A 23622-nucleotide genomic window follows, 5' to 3' on the forward strand; every position below is an offset into this window, starting at 1 on the left:
TTCAAGGGGCCAGGCGCTCGCTGAGCCAGGCCAGCGCGAGCGGGTAGCGGTACTCGATACCGCCGTGGCCGGCGTCGAACAGCTCGAAGTACACCTGCGGCTGTTTGACGCCGGCCGCGAGCACCCGGTCCAGGAACGCGGACGCGCCGAGGTCGAGGAAGTACTCGTCGCGGCGGCCGGCGTCGATCCAGATGCCACGCATCGAGCGCAGGGCCTCGGCGTACTGCGGCTTGGCGGCCATCACCACCGGGTCGCGGTCGAGCCACCGCTGCCAGACCGGCGCAATCAGGGCGCCGTTGTCGTCGAACGGCATGCGGACCGTGCCGTCCTCGTCGGCCGAGTAGGCCGCCGCGTACGCGTAGAGCTCCAGCAGCTCGATGTCGCCGTCGCGCGGGATGCTGCGCTCGCGGAACTCCCGCAGGAACGCGTCGTAGGAGCCGCCGTACTGGTCGCGCAGCTGCCGTGCCAGCCGCGGGAAGGCGGGCTGGTTGCTCACCTCGAACAGCGCGTCCCCGGCGTGGGTCGCGAGGGCGCCGAACACGTCGGGGCGCAGCATGGCGGTCACCATCGCGCCGTAGCCGCCGCTGGACTTGCCGCTGATGCCGCGGTGGTCGCGGCCGGCGAGGGTCCGGAACCGGCCGTCCACGAAGGGCACGACCTCCTCGCAGAGGTACGTGTGGTAGCGCCCGGTCGCCGGCGAGTCGAGGAACTGGCTGCCCCCGAGCGCCGTCCAGGCGTCGAAGAACACCACGATCGCGGGCGGCGCCTCCCCGCGGGCGAACATGGCGTCCATCAGCTCCGGGTAGGGCTGCCGGAAGGCGGGACGGTTCCACCACATGCCGAGATGCCCGGTGTACCCCTGGCCCACGTAGACCGCGGGGTAGCGCCGCGACTCGTCCTCGTCGTAGCCGGGCGGCAGGTACACGAGCAGGGGCCGCTCGTGCGGATCCCCGAGCGGGTTGCCGCGCAGCACGGCACTGTCGACGACGAGCTCCTCGAAGCGCCCGGCCGGCTCGGATTTCCAGGGCAGCATGCGTACCTCCAGTGCCTTCGCGGATCCCGGCGGCGCGACCCGCGCGCCTTCACCCTACGTCGGCCTGGATGTGGCGTGGCGGGTCCCCGGCCTCCTCCTGGATGTGGCGTGGGTTCCCCGGCCTTCTCCGGGCTGCGGCGTGGCGGCTCCCCGGCCTCGTCCGTGGCAGGCCTTGCTCCGGTGCTTGCCGGGGCGGGCGGTCGTCAGGCCGCGCCGAACGCCGCCCAGTCGACGAGCCGGCCGTCGAAGGTGCCGCCGTCGCGCAGGATGCTCGCGACGCCGTCGCGCAGCGGGACGCTCATCTCGCGCAGCTGGTTCGCGACCAGCGGCTCGAACATCGCCGGCCGCAGGTGCCACCACCGGGCCATCAGGCCGCGCCGAACGCCGCCCAGTCGACGAGCCGGCCGTCGAAGGTGCCGCCGTCGCGCAGGATGCTCGCGACGCCGTCGCGCAGCGGGACGCTCATCTCGCGCAGCTGGTTCGCGACCAGCGGCTCGAACATCGCCGGCCGCAAGTGCCACCACCAGGCCATCAGGTGCTCCGGCCCGTAGCTGGACGGGTCGGCGAGCAGGTCGCGCCACTCGCCCCGCAGCGTCGGATACTCCTGCGGCAGCCGCTCCAGCACCCCGAACCAGTTTCCCCAGCTCACGACCATGAACAGCCGCAGCCGATCGCGGGCCCAGCGCAGCGCGGCATCGTTCCCGGCCGCGCCCGCGTCACGCAGGACGCCGGCCAGGTACTCCTCGACGACCGCGGCCGCACCGCTCACGTCGATCGTCCCGCGGTGGCGGATGGCGTCACGCAGCACGGCGAGTTCGGGATCGGGCACGGCGCCATTGTGCGCAGGCGCACACCCGGCATTGCATCGCCGTTCGGCCACTGTATTCCGGGATCGCCGTCGATTTTCGGCTCCCGCGTTCGCGACCCTGTGCTCGGCCGCCTGCCTGCGGTCCGCGCCCGGGCCTCCGCAATTCCTCGAGTCCTGGCGGCGCGTCGCAATGCGCGGTGCCTGCTGCCGCCGCTGCTCCGCCGCCTGCGGGGTGCCTGCTGCTGCTCGTCGCATGCGCGGTTCGTGCTCCTGCGGGCCGTCGCAATGCCCGGCTTTACCGCGAAATGTCGAAGCGGTTCGAGGTGAATATTTCAGTCTTTGTGCTCCATGAAGCAGCAGGTCAGAGCGCCTGTCGCGGGACATCGCGCCGCCCTGCATTTGAGCGCGTCGGCGGCGGTGCGTGACGATCCCCGTCCCGGGCGAGCCAGCCGCCCGGCTCGACCCGTACCCGGAGGAACATCGACATGAGCCTGCTCAAACGTCTGCCGCGCGGTCGCACCCTCGGGGTGGCCGGCGCCGTCGGGGCCCTCGTGGCCGGCGGCCTGATCCTGGCGCCGATGGTCAACGCGTCCGCCGCGTCGGGCTGCCGCGTCGCCTACACCACCAACCAGTGGCCCGGTGGCTTCACCGCGAACATCGCGATCACCAACCTCGGCGACCCGATCAGCGCGTGGACCCTCGGCTGGACGTTCGGCGACGCCGGGCAGAAGGTCGGCCAGGGGTGGTCGGCGACGTACACGCAGAGTGGTACCGCCGTCACCGCCAAGAGTCTGGACTACAACGGCAACCTCGGCACCGGCGGCTCGACGAGCATCGGGTTCAACGGGACGTGGACGGGCGCCAACCCGAATCCGGCCACGTTCACGCTCAACGGTGTCGCCTGCACCGGCACGGTCGGCACGCCGTCGCCGACGACCGCCTCGCCGAGCCCGTCCAGGAGCGTGAGCCCCAGCCCGAGCCGCAGCACCACGCCGCCTCCGCCGCAGGGGACCACGCCGCTGGCCATCAACGGGCAGTTGCACGTGTGCGGCGTGAATCTGTGCAACCAGTACAACAAGGCCATCCAGCTGCGCGGCATGAGCACGCACGGCATCCAGTGGTTCGCGTCGTGCCTCAACAACGCCTCGCTGGACGTGCTCGCCAACGACTGGAAGGCCGATCTGCTGCGCATCGCCATGTACGTGCAGGAGCAGGGCTACGAGACGAACCCGTCGGGCTTCACCGCGCAGGTGAACAACTACGTGGACATGGCCGAGGCGCGCGGCATGTACGCGATCATCGACTTCCACACGCTGACCCCCGGTGACCCGAACTACAACCTGGACCGGGCCAAGACCTTCTTCGCCTCCGTCGCCCAGCGCAACGCGAACAAGAAGAACGTCATCTACGAGATCGCCAACGAGCCCAACGGCGTGAGCTGGCAGGGCATCAAGAGCTACGCCGAGACGGTCATCCCGGTCATCCGCGCGGCCGACCCGGACGCGGTCGTGATCGTGGGCACCCGCGGCTGGTCGTCGCTGGGCGTCTCCGACGGCTCGAACGAGTCCGAGATCGTGAACAACCCGGTGAACGCGACGAACATCATGTACACGTTCCACTTCTACGCGGCCTCGCACAAGGACGACTACCGCGCGGTCGTGGCGCGGGCGGCCCGCTCGCTGCCGCTGTTCGTGACCGAGTTCGGCAGCGTCACCTACACCGGCGGCGGCACGGTCGACCTCGCGAGCACCGGCACCTGGCTGGACCTGCTCGACCAGAACAAGATCAGCTACGCGAACTGGACGTACTCGGACGCGAACGAGAGCAGCGCGGCGTTCAAGTCCGGCACGTGCGCGGCGGGCTCGTACGCGAACGCGAACTCGCTGAGCGAGTCCGGCACGTACCTGCGCAACCGCATCCGCACCGCGGACAACTTCCCGACGAGCTGAACCGGGCGAACACGCACGACCCCGGGCGAGCCCGCGCCCGCCCGGGGTGCAACCGCCCACGACCCGGGGCGAGCCCGTGCCTGCCCGGGGCGAGCCCGTGCCTGCCCGGGGCGAGCCCGTGCCTGCCCGGGGTGAACCGCCCACGGCCCGGGGCGTGCCCGCGCGCGACCTCGGGTGAACCGCCCGCGATCCCGGCCGAGCCCGCGCGACCTCGGGTGAATCATGCACGACCCCGGACGAGCCACGCATGCCCTCTGGCGAGCCGCGCCCGACCGGGTTGAGCGAACGAACAGCCGGGCCGGGCGGAGTGTGCAACGCCGCCCGGCCCGGCCGATCGGACGAGCCCTTGCACGCTGGGTGAGCGAATGCGCATCTGGGCGGCCGGTCCTGAGCCGGGTTGCGGTCGTGCACGGCCTTTGTGCGCGAACGGACAGCCTGGCCGGGCGGAGTGTGCAACGCCGCCCGACCCGGCCGATCGAACGAGTCCTTGCACGCGCGGATGAGCGAACGGCGGCCGACCCGAACCGGCGGCCTGGACGCTCAGGCGGGCTCCAGCGTCGGTGCCGCCGACCGGCGCTGGGGTCGCTCGCGGCGCGAGATGCGCAGCCAGACGGCGAAGCCCCACAGCACGAACCCCGCGTAGACGGCGTAGAGCACGGCCGACGGGTAGTAGCGGAAGTGCAGCAGCTCCGGGACACCCACCAGGTCGACCGCGATCCAGCAGAGCCAGAAGTCCACGAATCCGCGCGCCATCGCGTACGTTGCGGCGATCGAGCCGACGAAGATCCAGGAGTCGGCGAGATAGTACCACCATGGCACGGGGAAGCCCGCGCCGACGGCCCGGAACACGTAGAAGCACGCGACCACGGCGACCGCCGACCCGGCCAGGAGCGCGAGCCGTTCGCCGCCCGATGCCCATCGCGGGTGTACCGCCGGGCCGCCGCCCGAGGACCGGTTCCGTTTCCAGCGCCACCAGCCGTACACGCTGGTGAGCACGAAGAACACCTGGCGCGAGGCCTGGCCGTACAGCGGCGTGGTCGCCCCCTCCGCGCCGGCCGCCTGCCCGACGAAGACGGTGAACAGCAGCAGGTTGCCCACGATCCCCACGGGCCAGGCCCACACGCTGCGGCGCAGCCCGAAGAGCGCCGACGCGAGCCCGAACGCGTTGCCCACGATCTCGCGGTAGCTGATCGACTGCCCGGTGGCGACCTGCCAGTGGGCGTCGTAGAAGCGATCGATCAAGTCGGCGAACCAGTGCACCAGCCGCACGGTACAACTGCTGCGTTTTGCTCGTCGACCCCCGTGGTCAGTAACTTTTGCCCTATTTGTGCGTTTTATGCGGTGTGTGGTCCCTGCGCCTCGCCGCCGCGCTCGTCCTGCCCGCTCTCGCCACGCCGCTCGCCACGCCGGTTTTCGCCGCCGGACGCCCAGATACGATCACCCGATTCGCCGGTACCGCCGGCCTCGCGCAACTGGCCGCAGACGCCCAAGGCGGCCTGGTCGCGGCGGATCCGAGCGGCGATCGAGTGGTGCGCATCGCGCCCGACGGTGCCGTGACGGAAGTGGCCGGCGGCCCGGAGCCGGCCCTCGACGCGCCCGAGGGCGTCGCGGTCGGGGCCGACGGCGCGGTGTACGTCAGCGACGCCCGTCACCGTGTCACGATGATCACGCCCGATGGACGAACGCGCACCGTGGCCGGCAGCGGTGTGGCCGGCGCCCCGGTGCCCGGCCCGGCGCTGTCCTCCCCGCTGAGTGCCCCGGCCGGCCTAGCCGTGGACCGCGCGGGCAACCTGTTCATCGCCGACGACCACGCGGTGCTGCGCGTTTCGCCCTCCGGCACGCTGTCCATCGCCGCCGACGCGACAGACTCGCGCACCGTCGCCGTCGACTCGCTCGGCAACCTGTACGTCTCCAGTCCCAACTGCGGCGTCGAGCGCATCGCAGCGGACGGCGTGCGGGTTGCGTACGCGGGGACGGGCTGCGGCCACCCGACACCCGGCCCGGCGCGCGAGTCGCGACTGGACGCGTTCGAGCACGTGAGCGTGGACGCTCGCGACAATTTGGTGCTGGCCACGGACGGCGGGGCCGCGATCGTCGCGCCGGACGGCACGCTGAGCCTGCGCGGCGAGGGTGCGGGCGCTGTGCTCGGCAAGGATGCTGACGGTGTGCGCGACGTCCGCGGCGAGGATGCCGGCGGTGCGCGCGGCGACGGCGTTGAAGGTGTGCGGGACGTGCGTGGCGAGGGTGCCGGCGGTGCGCGCGGCGAGGGAGTTGACGGTGTGCGCGAGGTGCGCGGTGAGGGCGTTGACGGTGTGCGCGAGGTGCGCGGTGAGGGCGTTGACGGTGTGCGCGACGTGCGCGGCGAGGGCGTTGATGGTGCGCGCGAGGTGCGCGGCGAGGGCGTTGACGGTGTGCGCGACGTGCGCGGTCAGGGTGTGCGCGGCGACGGCGTTGACGGTGTGCGGGACTTGCGCGGTGAGGGTGCCGACGGTGCCCGCAGCGAGGATGCGCGCCGGCGGTCCGCAGTCGCGAGCTCGACCGGGGCGCTCTTCGTCGGCGATGTCGACGGCGTTGCCCGGATCGGCCCGGCCACACCGAGCCCGCCGCGGGATCTGCGCATCACGCCGCGCGATCGCTCACTCGAACTGTCGTTTCGCGCACCGCTGGACCCGGGGGCCGATCCGGTCACCGGTTACCAGGTCAGTCTCGACGGCGCCCAGACATGGCGGCCTCTCGAGACGGAGCCCGACGGGAATCGGCTGACGGGTTCGGTCGCGGGGCTGGACAACGGTGTGCAGTATGCGGTGCTCGTATCTGCACGAAACGCCGCTGGGGTGTCGCCGGGCAGCGTCATTCTGCCGGCCGTGCCGGGCGCGGCGTTTCTGGCGGTGACCGGTACGGATGTGGCGGTGCTCGCGTGGGCCGGGGTGTTCGCGGTGTTGGTCGGCGTTGGGCTGGTGGTGGCCGGAGCGGTCGAGCCGGACTGCCTACCGCCCCGGACGCGGCGTTGCTGACTGCCGGACCGGAGACGGCGTTGCTGACGGCTGACCGGAGGCGGCGTTGCTGACGGCTGACCCGGGCGCGGTGTTGCTGACGGCCGGCCCGGACGCGGCGTTGCTGACGGTGAGGGCGGGCTCGTTCGGAACACAGCGCGCCCTACACCGCGGCGCCGGCCGAGTCCGGCTCGGAATTTGGGTGACCGACATGCCGCTGGTGGAACGGGATGGAACGCGGATGTAGGGGAGTCCGGTCAGCCCCCTGACCCGGCACGGCGGCCCGCGTGCATGTCTACCGCCTCGATGTCCGGGCGGGACCGGACCCGCCGGTGGCCCGTCCGGGATCGGTCGGTCCAGGGCCACCGGCTGGGCGACCACCGCCGTGCTCGTGGGCGACCGGCGCCGTTTCCGCCGGTCACCGACGCCGGATTCCCGCACTGTCCGTTGCCCGAATCAGGGCGGCAATGGTAGCGCCGGCGACGTTTCGGACGGTCGCCGACGGCGAATCCCCGCACTGTCCGTTGCCCGAATCAGGGCGGCAACGGTAGCGCCGGCGACGCATCGGCCGGTCACCGACGCCGGTCGGGGCCGGGCCGCCTTCCTGCCCGTGGGCTGTCCCACCCCGCGCGGAGGCCGAAGTCGGCCCCGGCGGAACCGGCGGTCGCCGGCGCACGACCGCAGCGACCGATTTGCCGGTTTTAGTCGCATTAGTGGCGACCGGGGCCGACAATCGACGGGTGGAGCAACTGGATAGTGGTGGCGGTACGACCGCGCATGTCGGGCGGCAGCCGATCTACGACCGGGAAGGGGCCGTTGTCGCCTACGAGCTGTTGTTTCGGGCCGGCACCGATGCTTTGAGCGCTGCGCGCACGGACGATCACGCGACCGCGCGTGTTCTTGTCGCGGCGTTCACCGAGTTCGGTCTCGAAGAGCTTACCGGCGGCAAGGTGTGCTTCCTCAACGTCACCAAGTCGTTCCTGACCGGGATGCTGCCGCTGCCGTTCGACTACAGCCAGGCCGTGCTCGAAGTGCTCGCCAGCGTCGAGGTCGACGAACAGCTCGTGGCCGGGCTGACGGTGTTGTCCGAACGTGGTTTTACGCTCGCGATCGATCACTTCGTGTGCGGCGGGCCCCGCGAGGTACTGCTGCCGCTGGTCAGCTACGTGAAGGTCGACATGCTCGCGGCCGACGAGGCCGGGGTGCGCGCGTGTGTGGAGCTCTGCCGGCGGTACCCCCACCTGCAGCTCGTCGCGGTGCGCCTCGAAAGCACGGAGTCGCTGCGGCTCGCCTTCGAGCTCGGGTTCGACCTGTTCCAGGGGCACATTCTCGGCCGGCCGCATGTCGACACGACCTCGGCGCTCGCGCCGGGCAGGCTCGCGCGGCTGCGGCTGCTCGCCGCGCTCACGGCGGACGACGTGGACCTCGACGAGGTCGTGGCGCTCGTCGGCCAGGATGCCGGGTTGAGCATGCGCGTGTTGCGCGCGACGAACGCGGCCACGTTCGGACTGAAACGGACGGTCACATCGGTGCGCGAGGCGATCGTCGCGATGGGCCTGAACCGGCTGCGTCAATGGGTCACGCTGATGCTCGTCTCCGACCTCACCACCGCCGACCACGAACAACTCGCGCGCATCCTGGTCCGGGCACGGCTGTGCCAGCTGCTCGTGGACTCGCCCGAGTTCGCGGGCGCCGCGGGGCAGGGCGATGCGGCGTACCTGGGCGGTTTGCTCTCGGCCGTCGCCGACCACTTCGCGGTCCCGGTCGACGAGATCGTCGCCGGCCTGCCGCTGGGCCCGGAACTGGGCGGGGCGCTGCGCGCGGGGGACGGCCCGCTGGGCGCGATCCTGCACGCGGCGCGCGCCTACACCGACCCGGACCCGGACAACGACCACGGCGAGCCGGGCGCGATCGTCGCCGCATACCTCTCCGCCCTGCGCTGGACCAACGGCGTCCTCGGGGAGCTGAGCCAGGAGATCCCCGACCGCGCCGAGGAGCGCCTGCACGCCCTCGCCGGCTGAGCCGTCACCCGATTCCGCACCGCCGCGCCGCCGCGCCGCCGCACCGCCGCGCCGCCGCGCCGCCGCGCCGCCGCGCCGCCGCGCCGCCGCACCGGCCGATGCCGATGCCGATGCGTACGGCAGGTCGGGACGACGAAGGCGGCCGCACCGGGAGGTTCCTGCCGGCCGGGCGAAGATCTGCCCCGGGTGGAAGACGAAGGCGGGCGCACCGGGAGGTTCCCGGTGCGCCCGATCTGCGTTGTGGTGTTCAGACCGCTACGGTCACAGGCCGACCCGGTTGCTGGCCGAGATCGACACACGGGACCACCATGCGAAGTTGTTCGTGTTCACGGTGGTCTGGACCCGGTGCCAGATCTGGCCGTCGCCACCGACGGCAAAGACCTCGATCAGCCCGTCCTCGCGCTTGAAGAGCGTGGGGTTGCTGTAGATGAGGCCGCTCAGGTTCTCCCATGCGGTCCACGAGCCCGGGTCGGACGTCGAGGACTGCTTGATCGACCACAGGTTGTCGTCCTGGCCGCGGCCCATGATGACGACCGTGCCGTCGTCATTCTGGGTCAGTGCCAGCGCGTGCAGGTACTTCGGCGAGCCCACCGGGACCCACCAGGCGAACGAGCCGTCGCTGTTCTGCAGGCGGTACCAGATCGAGTGGTCGCCGCCGACGACGAACACCTGCAGCCGGCCGTTGTTGTTCAGCACGGCGACCGGCTCGCTGTAGATGAGTCCGCCCAGGTTCGTCCAGGCGCCCCAGGTGCCGTCGACGGCCTGGACACTGGTGTATAGGTTGTTGTTCGCCCCGCGCGCGAACATCTGCGGGCGGCCGTCGCTGTTGCGCACGATCGGACCCGACATCTTGATCGTCGCGCCCGGCGCCACGTAGAGGTCGAGGCGCAGGTTCCGGGCGGTGCCGTCCGGGTCGACACCCGCCGCGACCAGCGCGTGGTTCGTCGCGGCGAGGTCGCTCGGGATGGCGACCGACTGGGTGAAGTCACCGCTGGCATCGGTGATGACGCTGCCCACCTGGACCGGGGTCGAGTACATCGTGAGGATCACCGTGGAGTACGGCGCGTAGCCGGACCCCTTGATGGTGATCTGCTGTCCCGGCTCGGCGGCGTTGATCGGTCCGGCGTCGGTGGTGAGCGGCGCGTCCGCCGTCGGTGCCGCCGGCGGTGTCGCCGGTGCCGTCGGCGTGACGGAGTTGGACGCCGCGCTCGGCGCCGAGTTGCCGACGGCCGACTGGGCCACCACCGTGACGGTGTAGGACTCGCCCGCGTTCGCGCCGAGGACGCAACTGGTGTCGGTCTTGGCCTTTGTGGAGCAGGTGGCCGGGCCCGGGTTCGCCGTCACCGTGTACCCGGTGACCGGCGAGCCGTTCTCGGTCGGTGCCGTCCACGTCACCTGGATCGAAGACACGCCCGCCGTGACGGTCGGTGCTGCCGGTGCGTCCGGCGCGCTCCCCGGCGCGGGGGTCACGGTCAGCGTCGCCGCGCTGGTGGTCACGCTACCGATCGAGTTCTGGAACACCGCACGGTACTGCGCGCCGTTCTGCTGTTCATTCGCGGTGAACGTCAGCGTCGGGCTCGTCTGGCCGCTCATGTCGGTCCAGCTGCCGTTCAGGAGCTTCTCCTGCCACGTGACCGTCGGGGTCGGGTGGCCCGAGGCCGCCGCCGTGAACGTGGCCGTGCCGCCGGCGTTGCGCGACTGCGCGAGCGGCTGCGTCGTCACCACCGGCGCCGCCGTGTAGGCGAACATGTTGTCGTTGTTGGACGTGCCACCCGGCGCGGTGACCACGATCGCGGCGTCGCCGGCGGCGTGCGCCGGGGTGGTGACCTTGAGGCTGGTGGCGCTGATCGGCGTCAGGCCGGTGCCGACCGTGCCGCCGAAGGTGACCTTGGTGGCGCCGGTCAGGCCGGTGCCGGTGATGGTCACCTCGGTACCTCCGGCCGCCGGGCCGGTCGCCGGTGCCACGCCCGCCACCGTCGGCGCGGCCACGTAGGTGTACGCCACCGAGCCGTCAGACGTGCCGTCGGGCGTGGTCACCTCGATCGCGGCGTCGCCGGCGGCGTGCGCCGGGGTGGTCACCTTGAGGCTGGTGGCGGTGACCGCCGTCAGGCCGGTCCCGGGCGTGCCGTCGAAGGTGACCGCGGTGGTGCCGGTCAGGTCGGTGCCGGTGATGGTCACCTCGGTACCGCCGGCCAGCGGTCCGGCCGCCGGTGAGACATCGGTTACCGCCGGTGCCGGTGCTGCGTGCGCGGGTGCGGCCACCGCGACAGTCGCCGCGGTAAGGGCGAGGGCCAGCGCGGTGCCGGCCCAGGTTCGTCCGCGGGCTACCGGTCTCCTCCGGATGTTCGTCGTTGCGAACACTTTCCCCCCGTACAGGTGTTGGAGCGGCGCCTGGTGTCGCTCGTTCTCCCCGAACGTAGATCAACAATGGATGCCTGTTGCGATACTCCGCCGGATCGCACCCGAAGCACTGGTCTCCCACGCGTCGGCGATGCACAAGCTGCTCCCTTCGTACGGTGGGCCCGCGTCGCAACGCGCGTACCGAGAGGCGTCGATGGGCCCGGGCCGGCCGGGCAACGCCGCCATGACACCCCGATCCGATCGGTTCACAGGATTTCGGAGCTGCCGGCGGGCGGGCCGTCGTGCGCAAGCGCGGCAGGTAGGTCGCCGGTGAGGTAGCGCTGCACGGTCGGGCCGATCGCGGCGATCAGCTGCGCCGGTGGTGCGGAGGCGACCGGTTCCACTTTGACGATGTAGCGGACCATGACCAGGCCGACGATTTGGGTGACGACCAGCGAGGTCCGCATGGGTGCCTCGGACTCGTCGAGATCAGCCCGCCCATGTTCGGGATTCGCAGTCCTCCACACGAGCGCCATAGGGCGGCGCCGTCGTCCGCGGATGCGGCACCGCGATCGCGGCCACCGCCAGCACGGCGAGGCCGGCAGGACCCGCCACCGGCGATGCCGACCCGAATCCGGGCGAGACCCGCGGGCGGACCAGGACCAGCAGCGCCGCCGGGACGCTTCGCGGTGCCGGAAACGCTACAGACCGGCCCCGGCGCGCCGATCAGCCGGAAGGACGAGATCCTTTCGCACAGAACGGGCAGGCCGGTGAGTGTCACCCATACCGCCACCGAGGACGCGGAGCACCCCGGCGGACTCGAGGCCGGGCGATACCTGACGTTCACGCTGCACGGCGAGGCGTACGCGCTGGACATCTTCCACGTCATCGAGATCATCGAGTATCGGACGCTGACCGCGGTGCCGATGGCGCCGGACTTCGTGCGCGGGGTGATCAACCTGCGCGGGCGGGCGGTGCCCGTCGTCGACCTGGGCATCCGGTTCGGCCAGGGTGCCACGGCCGTTGCCCGGCGCACCAGCATCATCATCGTGCGCAGCGGTGACGCCGGCGGCACCGACGGCCAGGACGTCGGGATCCTCGTCGACATGGTGAACAAGGTCGTCGGGTTCGGCCCCGGCGACGTCGAGCCGCCGCCGACGTTCGGCACGGGCATCCAGCCCGAGTTCATCAGCGGCATGGCCCGCCGCGAGCACGACTTCATCATCGTGCTCGACCTGGAGCGGGTCCTGTCGCCGGCCGAGTTCGCCGCGCTGTCCCGGGCCGGCCGCGAGGACGACGGCCCGTGACCGGGTCGCTGGAGGCGCCACCGGAGATCACCGGCGCCGACTTCGCCGCGATCAGTGCGCTCCTGCAGCAGCGGACCGGCATCCGGCTCCAGCCGGGCAAGGAGACGCTCGTCATGGGGCGGCTCAGCCGGCGGCTGCGGCAGCTTGGGGTCGGCGGCTACGACGAGTACGTCCGGCTGCTGCACGCCCCCGACGGCCGCGAGCTGCGCCAGGCGATCGACCTGCTCACGACCAACGAGACGTCGTTCTTCCGCGAGCCGCAGCACTTCGACTACCTGCGCGACGTGATCGTGCCCGCGCACCGGCCGGGGCGCATGTTCCGGCTGTGGAGCGCGGCCAGCTCCAGCGGCGAAGAGGCGTACACGGCCGCGATGGTCCTGCTGGAGCGGCCCCCGGCCGGCGGCTGGGAGATCCTCGGCACCGACATCTCGACCCGGATCGTGACCGGGGCGCGCCGCGGGCTCTACCCGCTGGAGTCGGCCGGGCGGATCCCGCCGGAGCTGCTGCGCCGGTACTGGCTCAAGGGCCGCGACGAGTACGCCGGGCTGATGGCGGCCGGCTCGACACTGCGGGAGCGGGTCGCGTTCCGGCACGCCAACCTGCTCGACGACCTGAGCGACCTGGGCCTGTTCGACGTCATCATGCTGCGCAACGTCATGATCTACTTCGACCAGCCGACGAAGGTGGCGCTGGTCGCGCGACTGCAGAAGATGCTGTACCCCGAGGGTCACCTCATCGTGAGCCTGTCCGAGACGCTCAACGGCATCCCGTCGCGGCTGCGGATGATCCGCCCGTCGATCTACCGGCTCCCGGCGGGCACGCGTGACTGACGACGTGTTCCTGTACCCGGGCGGGTTCCACTTCGCGTGCGCCGGAACCCGCATCTCGACGCTGCTGGGCTCGTGCGTGGCCGTCTGCCTGTGGCATCCGCGGCGGCGCATCGGCGGTATGTGCCACTTCATGCTGCCCAGCCGCCACCGTGGCCCGGGCACGCCGGGCGACGGCCGCTACGCCGACGGGGCGTTCGAGCTGTTCCTGCGGGAGCTGGCGCGGACCGGGACGAGGCCCGCGCAGTACCGGACGAAGATCTTCGGCGGCGGCGCGCAGCTGACCGAGGGCGAGGTCGCCGGCGCCAACGTGGCGGCCGGGCTGGCGCTGCTGGACCGGCACGGCTTCGCGGCCCCGACGGGGGACGTCGGCGGCGGCGGGGCGCGGTTCCTGCGCTTCGACCTGGCCACCGGGGACGTGTGGGTGCGCCGCAACGAGCGCTTCGAGCTGGACGTGGCGTCGTGAGCATCCGCACGCTCATCGTGGACGACTCGGCCGTCGTGCGCCAGGTGCTGTCGGCCGTGCTCGGCGCGGCGCCGGGCATCGAGGTCATCGGCGCGGCCGGCGACCCGCTGCGCGCCATGACCCTGATGCAGCGCAGCTGGCCGGACGTGATCGTGACGGACATCGAGATGCCGGGCATGGACGGCCTGGCGTTCGTCAAGCAGGTGATGTCGATCCGGCCGACGCCGATCGTGGTGTGCTCCTCGCTCGTCGGCCCGGGCGCGCGGGCCGGGCTGGAGGCGCTCGCCGCGGGCGCGGTCGCCGCCGTCGCCAAGCCGGCGAGCGGGCTGAAACGGTACCTCCAGGACGACAGCGGCCACATCGTGCCGGCCGTGCGCGCCGCGGCGGCGGCCACGGCGCGGCGCCCGCAGCGTCCGGCGGCCCGTCTGGCGGAACCGGCGCGCACGCCCGGCCGCGGGGAGCGGCGGGTCGTGGCCATCGGCACGTCGACCGGCGGCACCCAGGCGCTCGAACGCGTCCTCACCGCGCTGCCGGCCCGCCCGCCGGCCGTCGTCGTCGTGCAGCACATGCCGGAGAAGTTCACGGCCGCGTTCGCCGAACGGATGAACGCGCTGTGCGCGGTCGAGGTGCGCGAGGCCGCCGACGGCGACCGGGCCCGCGACGGCCTGGTGCTCGTCGCGCCCGGCGGCCGGCACCTGGAGTTGCTGAGCGACCCGCTGGCCGGCTACCGGGTGCGGGTCTTCGACGGCCCGCCGGTCAACCGGCACCGCCCGTCCGTCGACGTGCTGTTCCGCTCGGTGGCCAGGGCGGCGGGCCCGGACGCGCTGGGCGTGATCATGACCGGCATGGGCGACGACGGTGCCCGCGGCCTGCTGGAGATGCGCCGCGCCGGTGCCGCGACCGTCGCCCAGGACGAGGCCACGTGTGTCGTGCACGGCATGCCGAAGGAGGCCGTGGCGATCGGCGCCGTCGAGCGCGAGGTACCGCTTCCCGCGATTGCTGAGGTGATCCGTAACCATGGCTGAGGTCTGGTACGTCATTGTGGCCCTGCTGGTGGGCCTGGGGATCGGCTTCGCGGCCGGCCGGCGCCGCCCGGCACCGCCGCCGTCGCCCGGCACGGCTCCGGACGCGTTCCGCCGCGGCGTGGGCGAGTTCGCCGAGGCGGTGGCGCCGGTGTGGTCGGCCCAGATCGAGTCGTCGCGGGCGCAGATGGAGTCCGGGATCGGCGCCGTCACCCAGCAGTTCAGCCAGATCGTCGACAACGTCGACGCGGTCCTGGCCTCCTCGGCCGACGCGCTCGGCCCGCACGGCGGCGGCGCGGCGTCCTTCGACCGCGGCCGGGAGCGCCTCGGCAACGTCGTGCACACCCTGGACAACGCGATGCGGGCCAAGCGCCAGGCCGTGCACGATCTGGCCGGGCTCGCCGGGTTCAACGACGAGCTCAAGCGGATGACCGCGGACGTGGCCCAGATCGCCGCCCAGACGAACCTGCTGGCCCTCAACGCCTCGATCGAGGCGGCCCGGGTCGGCGCGGCCGGCGCCGGCTTCGGCGTCGTGGCGCTGGAGGTCCGGCGGCTGGCCGACCGGTCGCTGCAGACGTCGGAGCAGATGGCCGAGAAGGTCGGCGGCATCGGCTCGGCCATCGCGGGGGTCCTGGCCGGCGCGGAGGGCGACGCGGAGCGCGAGAGCGTCGCGGTGGCCCGGGCCAACGACGACGTCCAGGAGGTCATCGACGACCTGCAGCAGGTCGTCGATCGGTCGCGGGAGTCCTCGCAGCGGCTGGAGCGGGCGGCGGTCGAGATCCGCTCGTCGATCTCCGACGCGATGGTGAGCCTGCAGTTCCAGGACCGGGTCGGCCAGGTGCTGCAGCACCTGGAGGACAACATCAAGAGCCTTCCCCGCCACGTCGCCGAGGCTCCGGACGCCGGGCCGCAGGCGCAGAAGCTCCTGTCCGAACTCGAGCGTACGTACACCATGCAGGGGGAGCTGCAGGCGCACCGAACCGGTGCGGCGATCGAGGCTCCCACCTCAGAGATCACGTTCTTCTAGAAAGGCGGCACGCATGTCCAAGACCGTTCTGATCGTCGATGACTCGGCCTCGGTACGACAGGTCGTCACGATCGCGCTGAAGGGCGCCGGTTACGAGGTCATCGATGCCGTCGACGGCCAGGACGCGCTGCGCAAGCTCGCCGGCAAGCGGGTCCACCTGATCATCTCGGACGTCAACATGCCCAACATGGACGGCATCACCCTGGTCGGCGAGGTCCGCAAGCAGCCCGACCACCGGTTCACGCCGATCATCATGCTGACCACCGAGTCGCAGGAGGAGAAGAAGCGGCAGGCGCAGGCGGCCGGGGCGAAGGCGTGGGTCACCAAGCCGTTCCAGCCGGCGCAGATGCTCGCCGCCGTGTCGAAGCTGATCGCTCCGTGACCGGCCCGGTGCCGGCCCGGCTGGAGATCGAGGGCGAGCTGACCATCATCTCGGCGGCCGAGCACCACGAGCGGCTGCTGCGCTTCCTCACCGGCGGCCCGGACCTGGAGATCGGGCTGGCGGGCGTGATCGAGCTGGACACCGCCGGGCTGCAGGTGCTGCTGATGGCCCGGCGCGAGGCGCGGCGGCGGGAACTGCGGCTGCGGCTGAGCGATCACAGCCCGGCCGTGCGCGATGTGCTGGCGCTGGCGTGGCTGACCCCGGACCTGGAGGCGGTGGTATGAACGACGACGACTTCCGCGATGCCCTGGACACGTTCCTCACCGAGGCCCGCGAGCTGGTACAGGACTTCGAGGAGGGGCTGCTGGAGCTCGAGTCCGCGCCCGACGGGCCGGAGGCGGTCCGGGCATTGTTCCGCGCGATGCACACGCTGAAGGGCTCCGCCGGGCTGTTCGGGCTGCACCACCTGGTGTCCTTCACGCACGTGCTCGAGTCGGTCCTCGACGAGCTGCGCGAGGGCCGGCTGCAGGTCAGCGCCGGGCTGGTGAGCGCGCTGCTGCCCTGCGCGGACCACATCACCGCCCTGGTCGACGGGGTCGCCGAGGGCCGGCAGGAGCCGACCGCGGCCGAGCAGGAGGCGAGCGCGCGGCTGCTCGCCGGGCTGGCGCCGTACCAGGCCGGCGCCGTGTCGCCGCCGCATCCGGCCCCGGCCCCGTCCTCCGGGCCGCGCACCTGGCTGCTGAGCATCTGGTTCGGGCCGGACTGCCTGCGCAACGGGATGGATCCGCTGTCGTTCGTGCGGTACCTCGCCCGAATGGGTACCGTCACCCGCCTGGCGACCCGCACCGACGCCCTGCCACGGGCCGACGAGGCCGACCCCGAGGTGTGCTACCTCGGCTTCGACCTGGAGTTCACGAGCGACGCGTCGAAGGCCGACATCGAGAGCGTCTTCGAGTTCGTCCGCGACGACAGCACGATCCGCATCCTGCCCTCTGACGAGGCCGCCGAGGTCATCGCGGCTCTGGAGGAGGAGGACCGGCTCGGTGACCTGCTGCGCCGCGGTGGGGTCGTCACCGACCGGGAGCTGGCCGAGGCGCTGGCCAAGCAGCACGCGGGGGAGTCGGCGGGCCGCCCGCTCGGCGAGATCCTGGTCGAGGAGCAGATCGTCCAGCGGCCGGTGGTCGAGGCGGCGCTGAGCAAGCAGCGCAAGACCGCCGAGAGCCGGGTGCAGGACACCCAGACGATCCGGGTGTTCGCCTCCCGGCTGGACCGGCTCATCGACCTCGTCGGGGAGCTGGTGATCGCCCAGTCCGGGGTCGCGCTGGTCGACGGGCACTCCGAGGAGCAGGCGCACGTACTGCGGCTGGTCGAGGAGGTCCGCCACACCGCCCTGTCGCTGCGGATGGTGCCGATCGGCACCACGCTGCGCCGCTTCGAGCGGGTGGTCCGCGACGTGTGCGTCGAGCTCGGTAAGGACGTCGACCTGGTGATCACCGGCGGCGACGCGGAGATGGACAAGGCGCTCGTGGAGCGCATCGGCGACCCGCTGACGCACCTGGTCCGCAACGCCCTCGACCACGGCATCGAGACCCGCGAGGAGCGCGAGCGGCTCGGCAAGCCGCCCCGGGGCCGGCTGGCGCTCAACGCGTCGCACGACGCCGGCAGCATCGTCATCGAGATCTCCGACGACGGCCGCGGGCTGGACCGCGAGCGCATCCTCGCCAAGGCCGTGGAGCGGGGCCTGGTCGCGCGCGGCGACACGCTGAGCGACCAGGAGGTCTACGCCCTCATCTTCGAGCCGGGCTTCTCCACCGCCGAGACCGTGTCCAACCTCTCCGGCCGCGGCGTCGGCATGGACGTCGTCCGCGGCGCCGTCACCGCGCTGCGCGGCAGCATCGACGTGCAGACCACCCCCGGCGCCGGCACGGTGATGCAGATCCGGCTGCCGCTGACCCTCGCGATCATCGACGGGTTCCTGGTCTGCGTCGGCGACACGTACTTCATCGTCCCGCTGGACCGGGTCGTGGAGTGCGTGGAACTGCCGGCCGGGGCGAGCGGGCGGCAGTTCATGGACCTGCGTGAGCAGGCGCTGCCGTTCGTACGGCTGCGTGAGGTGTTCGGCCTCGGCGGGCAGCCGCCGCGCCGGCAGAGCGTCGTCGTCGTCGAGCACGCCGGGCAGCGCGCCGGGCTCGTCGTCGACCAGCTCCTCGGCCAGTCGCAGACGGTCATCAAGCCGCTCGGCAAGCTCTTCCAGGATGTGCGGTGCGTCGGCGGGTCGACGATCCTCGGCAACGGCAGCATCGCGCTGATCCTCGACATCGACGCGCTGGTCTCGCAGTACATCGCGCGCGACCGGCGCGCTCAGAACCGGTCGAACTTGCTCTCGTCGATGGGGGACATGTCCTCGGCCGAGCGGCTCGCCCCGGCCGGGACCAGCGCGGGCGCCGGGCGCTGAGCCCGGCCGTTGCCGCCGCCGGTGCGGTGCGCGCCGCGCTCGTAGGAGGCGGGCAGGGCCGGGGGCCGCCCCGCCCGGTTCTGGTCGGTGACGAAGAACGTCATCATGTCCTGCAGCTGGTGGGTCTGCGCCGCCATCTGCTCGGCGGTGGCGGCCAGCTCCTCGCTGGACGACGCGGTCTGCTCGGTGACCTTCCCGATCTGGGTCATGGCGATGTTGATCTGGCGCACGCCGGTGGCCTGCTCGCTGCTGGCCGCCGCGATCTCCTGCACCAGGTCGGACGTGCGGGTGATGCTCGGGATGATCTCGCTGAGCAGGCTGCCGGCCCGCTCGGCGGTCTGCACGCTGCCGGCCGCGAGCTGGCTGATCTCCTGCGCGGCGATCTGGCTGCGCTCGGCGAGCTTGCCGACCTCGGTGGCCACCACCGCGAAGCCCTTGCCGTGTTCGCCGGCCCGTGCCGCCTCGATCGTGGCGTTGAGCGCCAGCATGTTGGTCTGGAACGCGATGTCGTCGATGATGCTGATCTTGCTGGTGATCTGCTTCATCGCGTCGACGGTGCGCTGCACCGCGTCGCCGCCCTGGTCGGCCTCGGTCGCGGCCTGCGTGGCGATGCTCTCGGTGGTGGTGGCGTTCTCGCTGTTCTGGCTGATGCTGGCGGTCATCTGCTCCATGCTGGCGGTGGTCTCCTCGACGCTGGCCGCCTGCTCGGTCGCGGCCTGCGACAGGCTCTGCGACGCGCCGCTGATCTGGTTGGAGGCGTTGGCGAGCTGGTGTGTGGAGTCGATGACCGTGCGGACCGTCTCGGAGAGGCGGTCCAGGGCGCTGTTGAGGGCGGTACCCATCCGGCCGACCTCGTCCTGGCTGTTGACCGCCAGACGCTGGTCGAGCCGGCCCTGCGCGAGCCCGGTGAGCACGGCGACGGTCTCGCGCAGCGGGCGGGACACGGCCCGGACCACCATCGTCACCATGCCGAACGTGATGACGATGGCGACCAGGGTCAGCGCGAGCAGCAGCAGCCGGGCGGTGCCGTAGTCGCGCTTGGACTCGTCCAGCGCGGCCTGCGCCGCGGCGTTCTGCCGCTCGACCAGGCTGCCGATTGCCGTGGACAGGCGCTGCGCGATCGGGTCGACCTCCTCGCGGCTGATCCGGTTGTACTCCGTGTAGTTGTTCGCCCGCGCGGCCGGGATCGACTTGCCGTTGAGCACCTTCTGGTACTCCGACCAGGCCGCCTCGAACGCGGCGCGGTCCGCCTTGGAGGCCGTGTCGGTGTTCTTGCCCGCGTACGCCTGCCAGCTCTGGTTGAGCCCGGCGACCGCGTCGGTGATCTTCTGCTCGGCGGCCGCGGTCTCGGCGTCGCCCTGGGCCAGGGCCAGGCCGCGGACCTGGAAGCGGACCTGCAGATAGTCCCCGGCGACGTCGTCGAGGATCTGCACGGACTGCAGGTTGCGGTGGTACAGCGCGTTGAGGCGGTCCTGGCTGCCGCCGAGGTAGAACAGCCCGATCAGGCCGACCGCGGCCAGCAGGGCGCACACCACGATGGCGACGATGCGGAGCTTCCACGCGACGGACACGTTGCGGAATGCGGACCCGATACTCACAGCTGCTGCTCCCCCCGGACGGCGCACTTCAACCACATCAATCGGACCCGGGCCACTTCACCTGAGCGTTCTGCCGCCGAGTCATGGGCGGGGGATCGGTTGCGAGCGTGCGACCGGGTGCGGCAACGACGCGCGCCCATCCTCGGCTGCCTCGTCCGGCGGACCTGCGGTCCGTCGTTCAGCCGGATCCGTCGCTCAGCCGGAACGGGGTGCGGCCGCTGCTGCGTCGGTGCGGGCGATCGGGATGGTGGCCAGCAGCGATGTGCCGGCGCCGGGCGGGCTGGTGATGGTCAGCCGCCCGCCGAGGGTCTCGACGCGGTCGCGCAGGCCGGTGAGCCCGGATCCGCGGGCAGGGTCGGCGCCGCCGATGCCGTCGTCGTGGATGGCGAGGCGGAGGGTGTCGGCGTCGGTGGTCACGGTGATCTGGACGACGGAGGCGTGTGCGTGTCTGGCCGCGTTCGTCAATGATTCGGACACGAGGTAGTACGCGGCGGTCTCGATCGTCGAGGACAGCCGGCGGTCGGTGTCGACGTGCATCTCGACGGGGGTCGCCGATCTGCGGGCGAGCGCCCTGAGCGCCGGTTTGAGGCCGCCGGTGGCCAGCACCGACGGGTGGATGCCCCGGGCGAGCTCTCGCAGATCCGCTATGACCTCGTTGAGGCTCGCCACCGCATGGACGATCTCCGAGCGCATCTGCTCGGGTGCGGTGCCGGTGCCGGCCGCCTGGGCCGCGCGCAGTTCGAGGCCGATCGCGATGAGGTGTTGCTGGGCGCCGTCGTGCAGGTCGCGTTCGATGCGCTGGCGTGCCTCGTCGGCCGCGGCGGCGATACGGGCGCGGGATGCGATGAGCTGGGCCCGGTTGTCCGCGTTGGTGAGCGCGGCCTGCAGCAGCGACGACAGCGGTGGGACGACCCGCTGGCGCAGCCGCTGTACGTGTCGCTCGGGCGTCCCGGCGGGCACGTGCAGGGTCCCGAGCAGGGTGTTGCCGTGCCGCAGGGGGAAGGCCAACGATTGCCCATCCGGTTGGGCCGATCCGCGATCTATCGCCGCCGGGTGCGTCGGCTCGCAGGTCGATCGTCGCGGCCGGCAGGTCGAGCGCATGCGCGATGTGCCGGCCCGCCGCCCGCAGGGCCGCGGTGAGGTCATCGGTGTTCAGCAGCAGCTGTGCCAGGTCCGCGGTGAGGTCGGACTCCTGGGCCCGCGCGGCGCGCAGCCGGGACAGGTCGGCCAGCGTGCCACTCGCCAGCGCGACGATGACGAACACGGCAAGCTGCACGACGTCGCGGACGTCGGAGTCGACCAGGTTCCCGATCGGATGGACGTAGAACACGGTGAACAGCAGGACGCTTGCCAGCGCCGTCGCGATCCCCAGCCACAGCCCCCAGACGATCGAGACCGCCACGACGCCGAGCAGGTAGACCACGCTTGGCGACGACTGCTTCGTGAACGTCTCGATCGGATCGACGAGCACTGTCTCGGCCGCGAGGATGAGCGCGGCGACCGCGATCCCCAGCCACCGCGACGGAGGCTCCGGCCGTACCAGCACTGACAGGAGACCAGCCCGCATAACGCCACTTTAGTCCGATTCCGGTGACGAGGCCGCGGCTGCGCATGGCGTCGGACCGGCCCGATGACGCGGTGCGGGCCGGCATCCGCCGCCCGAGGGTGGTCTTCGTGATGAACCCGGCGTGTGCGGCAACCCGGCTGCGGCGAACCGGTCCGCTGCGCATCACCGGGCAGCAGAAATCACCCCGGGCTCCGGCCGGGTCACGGATGCTTTCCGGTCGGCGGTCACCGCGGTCCGGCTAGCCTCGGTCTTTCGTTATCAGTCGATCATGGCGGCCGGGAGCGGCTTTTTGATCTTTGCTCAGGTTGGTGGGCCGCGTGGGCGTGCTGAAATTCCGGCGCGTTGGCCGGTTTCCTCCGTGGGTGTCGACGCGATCGGGTGCGGGTGTCAGCCGGTTGGGCGTGGGAGCCCGTTGAGTCGGGTGAACGCGGTGGCTAGATCTGTTGCCCATGGCCAGGTTTCGGCGATTCGGAGCCGGGTTTGGCGGGCGGTGTGGGTGATGCGTGCGGCGACGTGCAGGAGTCGGTAGCGCAGCTTCTTCGGTTCGGCGGTCGCGAGGGCCCCGTTGAGGAGGAGCATCTGGGTCCAGGCGAGCAGGTCGATGCCGGTGAGGGCGAGTTGCAGCCAGGCCTGGTTGATGGCGAAGACGCGGGACGGGAACCGGCCGAAGCCGGTGTCCTTGCCGGTGCGGATGCGGTCCTCGACGCGGGCGTGGCCGCGGTGGCGGGCCTCGAGGAACTGGGTGCTGCCGTTGCCGGGTGGGGTGTCGGTGGCGAACACCTGATGGCGGAGGCCTTCGACGGTGTCGAACAGCGACAGTTGCGCGCCGGGGTGCGGCTCTTCGCGACGGACGATGAACCGGGTGCCGGGTGGGTAGCCGTCGTCTGGGACGAGGCCGGTCAGTTCGCAGATGTCGGCGCCGTCGCGGGGTTCACCGTCGCCGTCGAGGGCCGGCACCCATGGCAGGTGCTGTTTGGCGGTGAGGATGGCCTGGCGGATCGGTTCGGTGATCGCGACGCCGACGGAGAACCGGGCGTCGACTCCCTGTTTGCGGAGGCTGCGGATGTGGGTGAGCAGGCCGTGGGTGCAGCCGGCGGAGTCCGATCGGATCAGGATCGGGGTGCCGTGGCGCATGTGGTCGGGGATCTGGGTGAGGGCGTCGTCCAGGACGGTGATGTGATCGGCGGTGGTGTTCGACCCGGCCCGGCCCTCACGTAATAGCCCGGACAGCGCTTCGCGGGTGTTGTCCAGGAAGCAGAACAGCGGGTGGTAGCCGAAATTCTTCTTCCAGGTCGGGGTTGCTGCTTCTTTCTCGGAGTGGCAGATCACGATGGAGGCGTCCAGGTCGAGGGTCAGGCCCGGGATGGGCAGGCCGGCGGCCGTGGTCTGCGGCAGCCCGCCGTGTGTGTCGATCCGTTGTGCCCACGCGATGTCGCGTGCTTGCGCTCGCGCAGCGGCCAGCCGGCGCAGTACCGCGCTGTCCATGATGGACAACAGTCGCCACGCGGTCGGGTCCGACGCGACGGGCCCGAACAACGCCGCCTGGTCTCGGATTACGGCCAGGTCCGAGATCGTTTCGCCGCCGTCGGCGAGCGTCACCGCCAGGTCGACCGCGATCCGGCCCGGGTCGTGGCCGCCGCGACGCTGCCGCAACCCGGCGAGGGCATCACTGCACGCGCCGGTCAGACCGGTCACATCGGCGATGTCGGTGAGCAGGCGCGCACCGGCATGACCGACGACGCCACGACCGTCGGCGGACACCACAATCCTCGGACGCGTTCCGGTACGCTTCACCATGCAGGTGCCCTCCGGGCGGGATGGACAAGG

20 protein-coding genes and 1 pseudogene are annotated in these 23622 nt (G+C 71.8%); 11 read left to right on the plus strand and 10 right to left on the minus strand.

The features are described from left to right. Window position 1: 1 nt before the first annotated feature. From ACQP1P_RS14675 to ACQP1P_RS14685, 3 genes are all read right to left on the minus strand, one after another. Window positions 2–1033, minus strand: coding sequence for an alpha/beta hydrolase (locus ACQP1P_RS14675; protein ID WP_433086983.1), 1032 nt, complete (start codon window positions 1031–1033; stop codon window positions 2–4). A 203-nt stretch (window positions 1034–1236) separates the two neighbouring features. Continuing rightward, window positions 1237–1401: a hypothetical protein gene (locus ACQP1P_RS14680; RefSeq protein WP_433086985.1), complete on the minus strand. Its 165-nt coding sequence runs from the start codon at window positions 1399–1401 to the stop codon at window positions 1237–1239. Further along, window positions 1401–1862 carry a hypothetical protein gene (locus ACQP1P_RS14685; protein ID WP_433086987.1) on the minus strand — a complete coding sequence of 154 codons (462 nt, stop codon included), beginning with the start codon at window positions 1860–1862 and terminating at the stop codon, window positions 1401–1403. Before ACQP1P_RS14685 ends, ACQP1P_RS14680 begins: the two co-directional genes overlap by 1 nt. A gap of 464 nt (window positions 1863–2326) precedes the next feature. Between ACQP1P_RS14685 and ACQP1P_RS14690 the strand changes: the two genes are divergently transcribed. Further along, entirely contained in the window at window positions 2327–3790 is a 1464-nt protein-coding gene (locus ACQP1P_RS14690) for a cellulase family glycosylhydrolase (RefSeq protein ID WP_433086989.1), read from the plus strand. Between the two features lie 540 nt (window positions 3791–4330). Here ACQP1P_RS14690 and ACQP1P_RS14695 read toward each other — a convergent pair. Further along, window positions 4331–5050 (minus strand): nicotinamide mononucleotide transporter family protein, encoded by a 720-nt coding sequence (locus ACQP1P_RS14695; RefSeq protein WP_433086991.1) that lies wholly within the window; start codon window positions 5048–5050, stop codon window positions 4331–4333. Between the two features lie 83 nt (window positions 5051–5133). Here ACQP1P_RS14695 and ACQP1P_RS14700 point away from each other — a divergent pair, with 83 nt between their 5' ends. Beyond that, window positions 5134–6804 carry a fibronectin type III domain-containing protein gene (locus ACQP1P_RS14700; RefSeq protein WP_433086993.1) on the plus strand — a complete coding sequence of 557 codons (1671 nt, stop codon included), beginning with the start codon at window positions 5134–5136 and terminating at the stop codon, window positions 6802–6804. A 719-nt stretch (window positions 6805–7523) separates the two neighbouring features. Then, on the plus strand, window positions 7524–8804 hold the full coding sequence (locus tag ACQP1P_RS14705; RefSeq protein WP_433086994.1) for an EAL and HDOD domain-containing protein: 1281 nt from the start codon (window positions 7524–7526) through the stop codon (window positions 8802–8804). Window positions 8805–9065: 261 nt separating this feature from the next. Here the strand turns inward: ACQP1P_RS14705 and ACQP1P_RS14710 are convergent, their stop codons facing one another. Further along, complete coding sequence (locus ACQP1P_RS14710) at window positions 9066–10982, minus strand: IPT/TIG domain-containing protein (protein ID WP_433086995.1); 1917 nt, start codon at window positions 10980–10982, stop codon at window positions 9066–9068. Window positions 10983–11410: 428 nt separating this feature from the next. Then, window positions 11411–11611 carry a hypothetical protein gene (locus tag ACQP1P_RS14715; RefSeq protein ID WP_433086997.1) on the minus strand — a complete coding sequence of 67 codons (201 nt, stop codon included), beginning with the start codon at window positions 11609–11611 and terminating at the stop codon, window positions 11411–11413. Window positions 11612–11914: 303 nt separating this feature from the next. On the opposite strand from ACQP1P_RS14715, the gene ACQP1P_RS14720 reads away from it, so the two are divergent. From ACQP1P_RS14720 to ACQP1P_RS14755, 8 genes are read left to right on the plus strand one after another with little or no spacing between them, the layout of a single operon-like run. After that, window positions 11915–12451 carry a chemotaxis protein CheW gene (locus ACQP1P_RS14720; RefSeq protein WP_433086999.1) on the plus strand — a complete coding sequence of 179 codons (537 nt, stop codon included), beginning with the start codon at window positions 11915–11917 and terminating at the stop codon, window positions 12449–12451. Next, a complete protein-coding gene (locus tag ACQP1P_RS14725; protein WP_433087001.1) occupies window positions 12448–13281 on the plus strand; it encodes a CheR family methyltransferase in 834 nt (277 codons plus the stop codon). Before ACQP1P_RS14720 ends, ACQP1P_RS14725 begins: the two co-directional genes overlap by 4 nt. Next, a complete protein-coding gene (locus ACQP1P_RS14730) occupies window positions 13274–13744 on the plus strand; it encodes a chemotaxis protein CheD (RefSeq protein ID WP_433087003.1) in 471 nt (156 codons plus the stop codon). Before ACQP1P_RS14725 ends, ACQP1P_RS14730 begins: the two co-directional genes overlap by 8 nt. Next, complete coding sequence (locus ACQP1P_RS14735; protein WP_433087005.1) at window positions 13741–14769, plus strand: protein-glutamate methylesterase/protein-glutamine glutaminase; 1029 nt, start codon at window positions 13741–13743, stop codon at window positions 14767–14769. Before ACQP1P_RS14730 ends, ACQP1P_RS14735 begins: the two co-directional genes overlap by 4 nt. Next, window positions 14762–15793 carry a methyl-accepting chemotaxis protein gene (locus ACQP1P_RS14740; RefSeq protein ID WP_433087007.1) on the plus strand — a complete coding sequence of 344 codons (1032 nt, stop codon included), beginning with the start codon at window positions 14762–14764 and terminating at the stop codon, window positions 15791–15793. The genes ACQP1P_RS14735 and ACQP1P_RS14740 overlap by 8 nt, the downstream gene beginning before the upstream one ends. Window positions 15794–15806: 13 nt before the next feature. After that, complete coding sequence (locus ACQP1P_RS14745; protein ID WP_395908106.1) at window positions 15807–16175, plus strand: response regulator; 369 nt, start codon at window positions 15807–15809, stop codon at window positions 16173–16175. After that, a complete protein-coding gene (locus ACQP1P_RS14750; RefSeq protein ID WP_433087010.1) occupies window positions 16172–16459 on the plus strand; it encodes an STAS domain-containing protein in 288 nt (95 codons plus the stop codon). Before ACQP1P_RS14745 ends, ACQP1P_RS14750 begins: the two co-directional genes overlap by 4 nt. Continuing rightward, complete coding sequence (locus ACQP1P_RS14755) at window positions 16456–18630, plus strand: chemotaxis protein CheW (protein ID WP_433087012.1); 2175 nt, start codon at window positions 16456–16458, stop codon at window positions 18628–18630. The genes ACQP1P_RS14750 and ACQP1P_RS14755 overlap by 4 nt, the downstream gene beginning before the upstream one ends. Here ACQP1P_RS14755 and ACQP1P_RS14760 read toward each other — a convergent pair. The 4 genes and pseudogenes from ACQP1P_RS14760 to ACQP1P_RS14775 all read right to left on the minus strand — a co-directional run bounded on the left by ACQP1P_RS14760 (window position 18537) and on the right by ACQP1P_RS14775 (window position 23592). Next, on the minus strand, window positions 18537–20228 hold the full coding sequence (locus ACQP1P_RS14760; protein WP_433087014.1) for a methyl-accepting chemotaxis protein: 1692 nt from the start codon (window positions 20226–20228) through the stop codon (window positions 18537–18539). The genes ACQP1P_RS14755 and ACQP1P_RS14760 overlap by 94 nt on opposite strands. Window positions 20229–20423: 195 nt before the next feature. Further along, window positions 20424–21236 carry a sensor histidine kinase gene (locus ACQP1P_RS14765; protein WP_433087016.1) on the minus strand — a complete coding sequence of 271 codons (813 nt, stop codon included), beginning with the start codon at window positions 21234–21236 and terminating at the stop codon, window positions 20424–20426. A 241-nt stretch (window positions 21237–21477) separates the two neighbouring features. Further along, a pseudogene (locus tag ACQP1P_RS14770) lies at window positions 21478–21795 on the minus strand (DUF4118 domain-containing protein); the annotation flags it as partial. A gap of 387 nt (window positions 21796–22182) precedes the next feature. Beyond that, window positions 22183–23592, minus strand: a complete 1410-nt coding sequence (locus ACQP1P_RS14775) for an IS1380 family transposase (RefSeq protein WP_433076612.1) — start codon at window positions 23590–23592, stop codon at window positions 22183–22185. Between the last annotated feature and the right edge of the window lie 30 nt (window positions 23593–23622).

The organism is Dactylosporangium sp. CA-052675, from assembly GCF_050947935.1.
Classification (GTDB): domain Bacteria; phylum Actinomycetota; class Actinomycetes; order Mycobacteriales; family Micromonosporaceae; genus Dactylosporangium.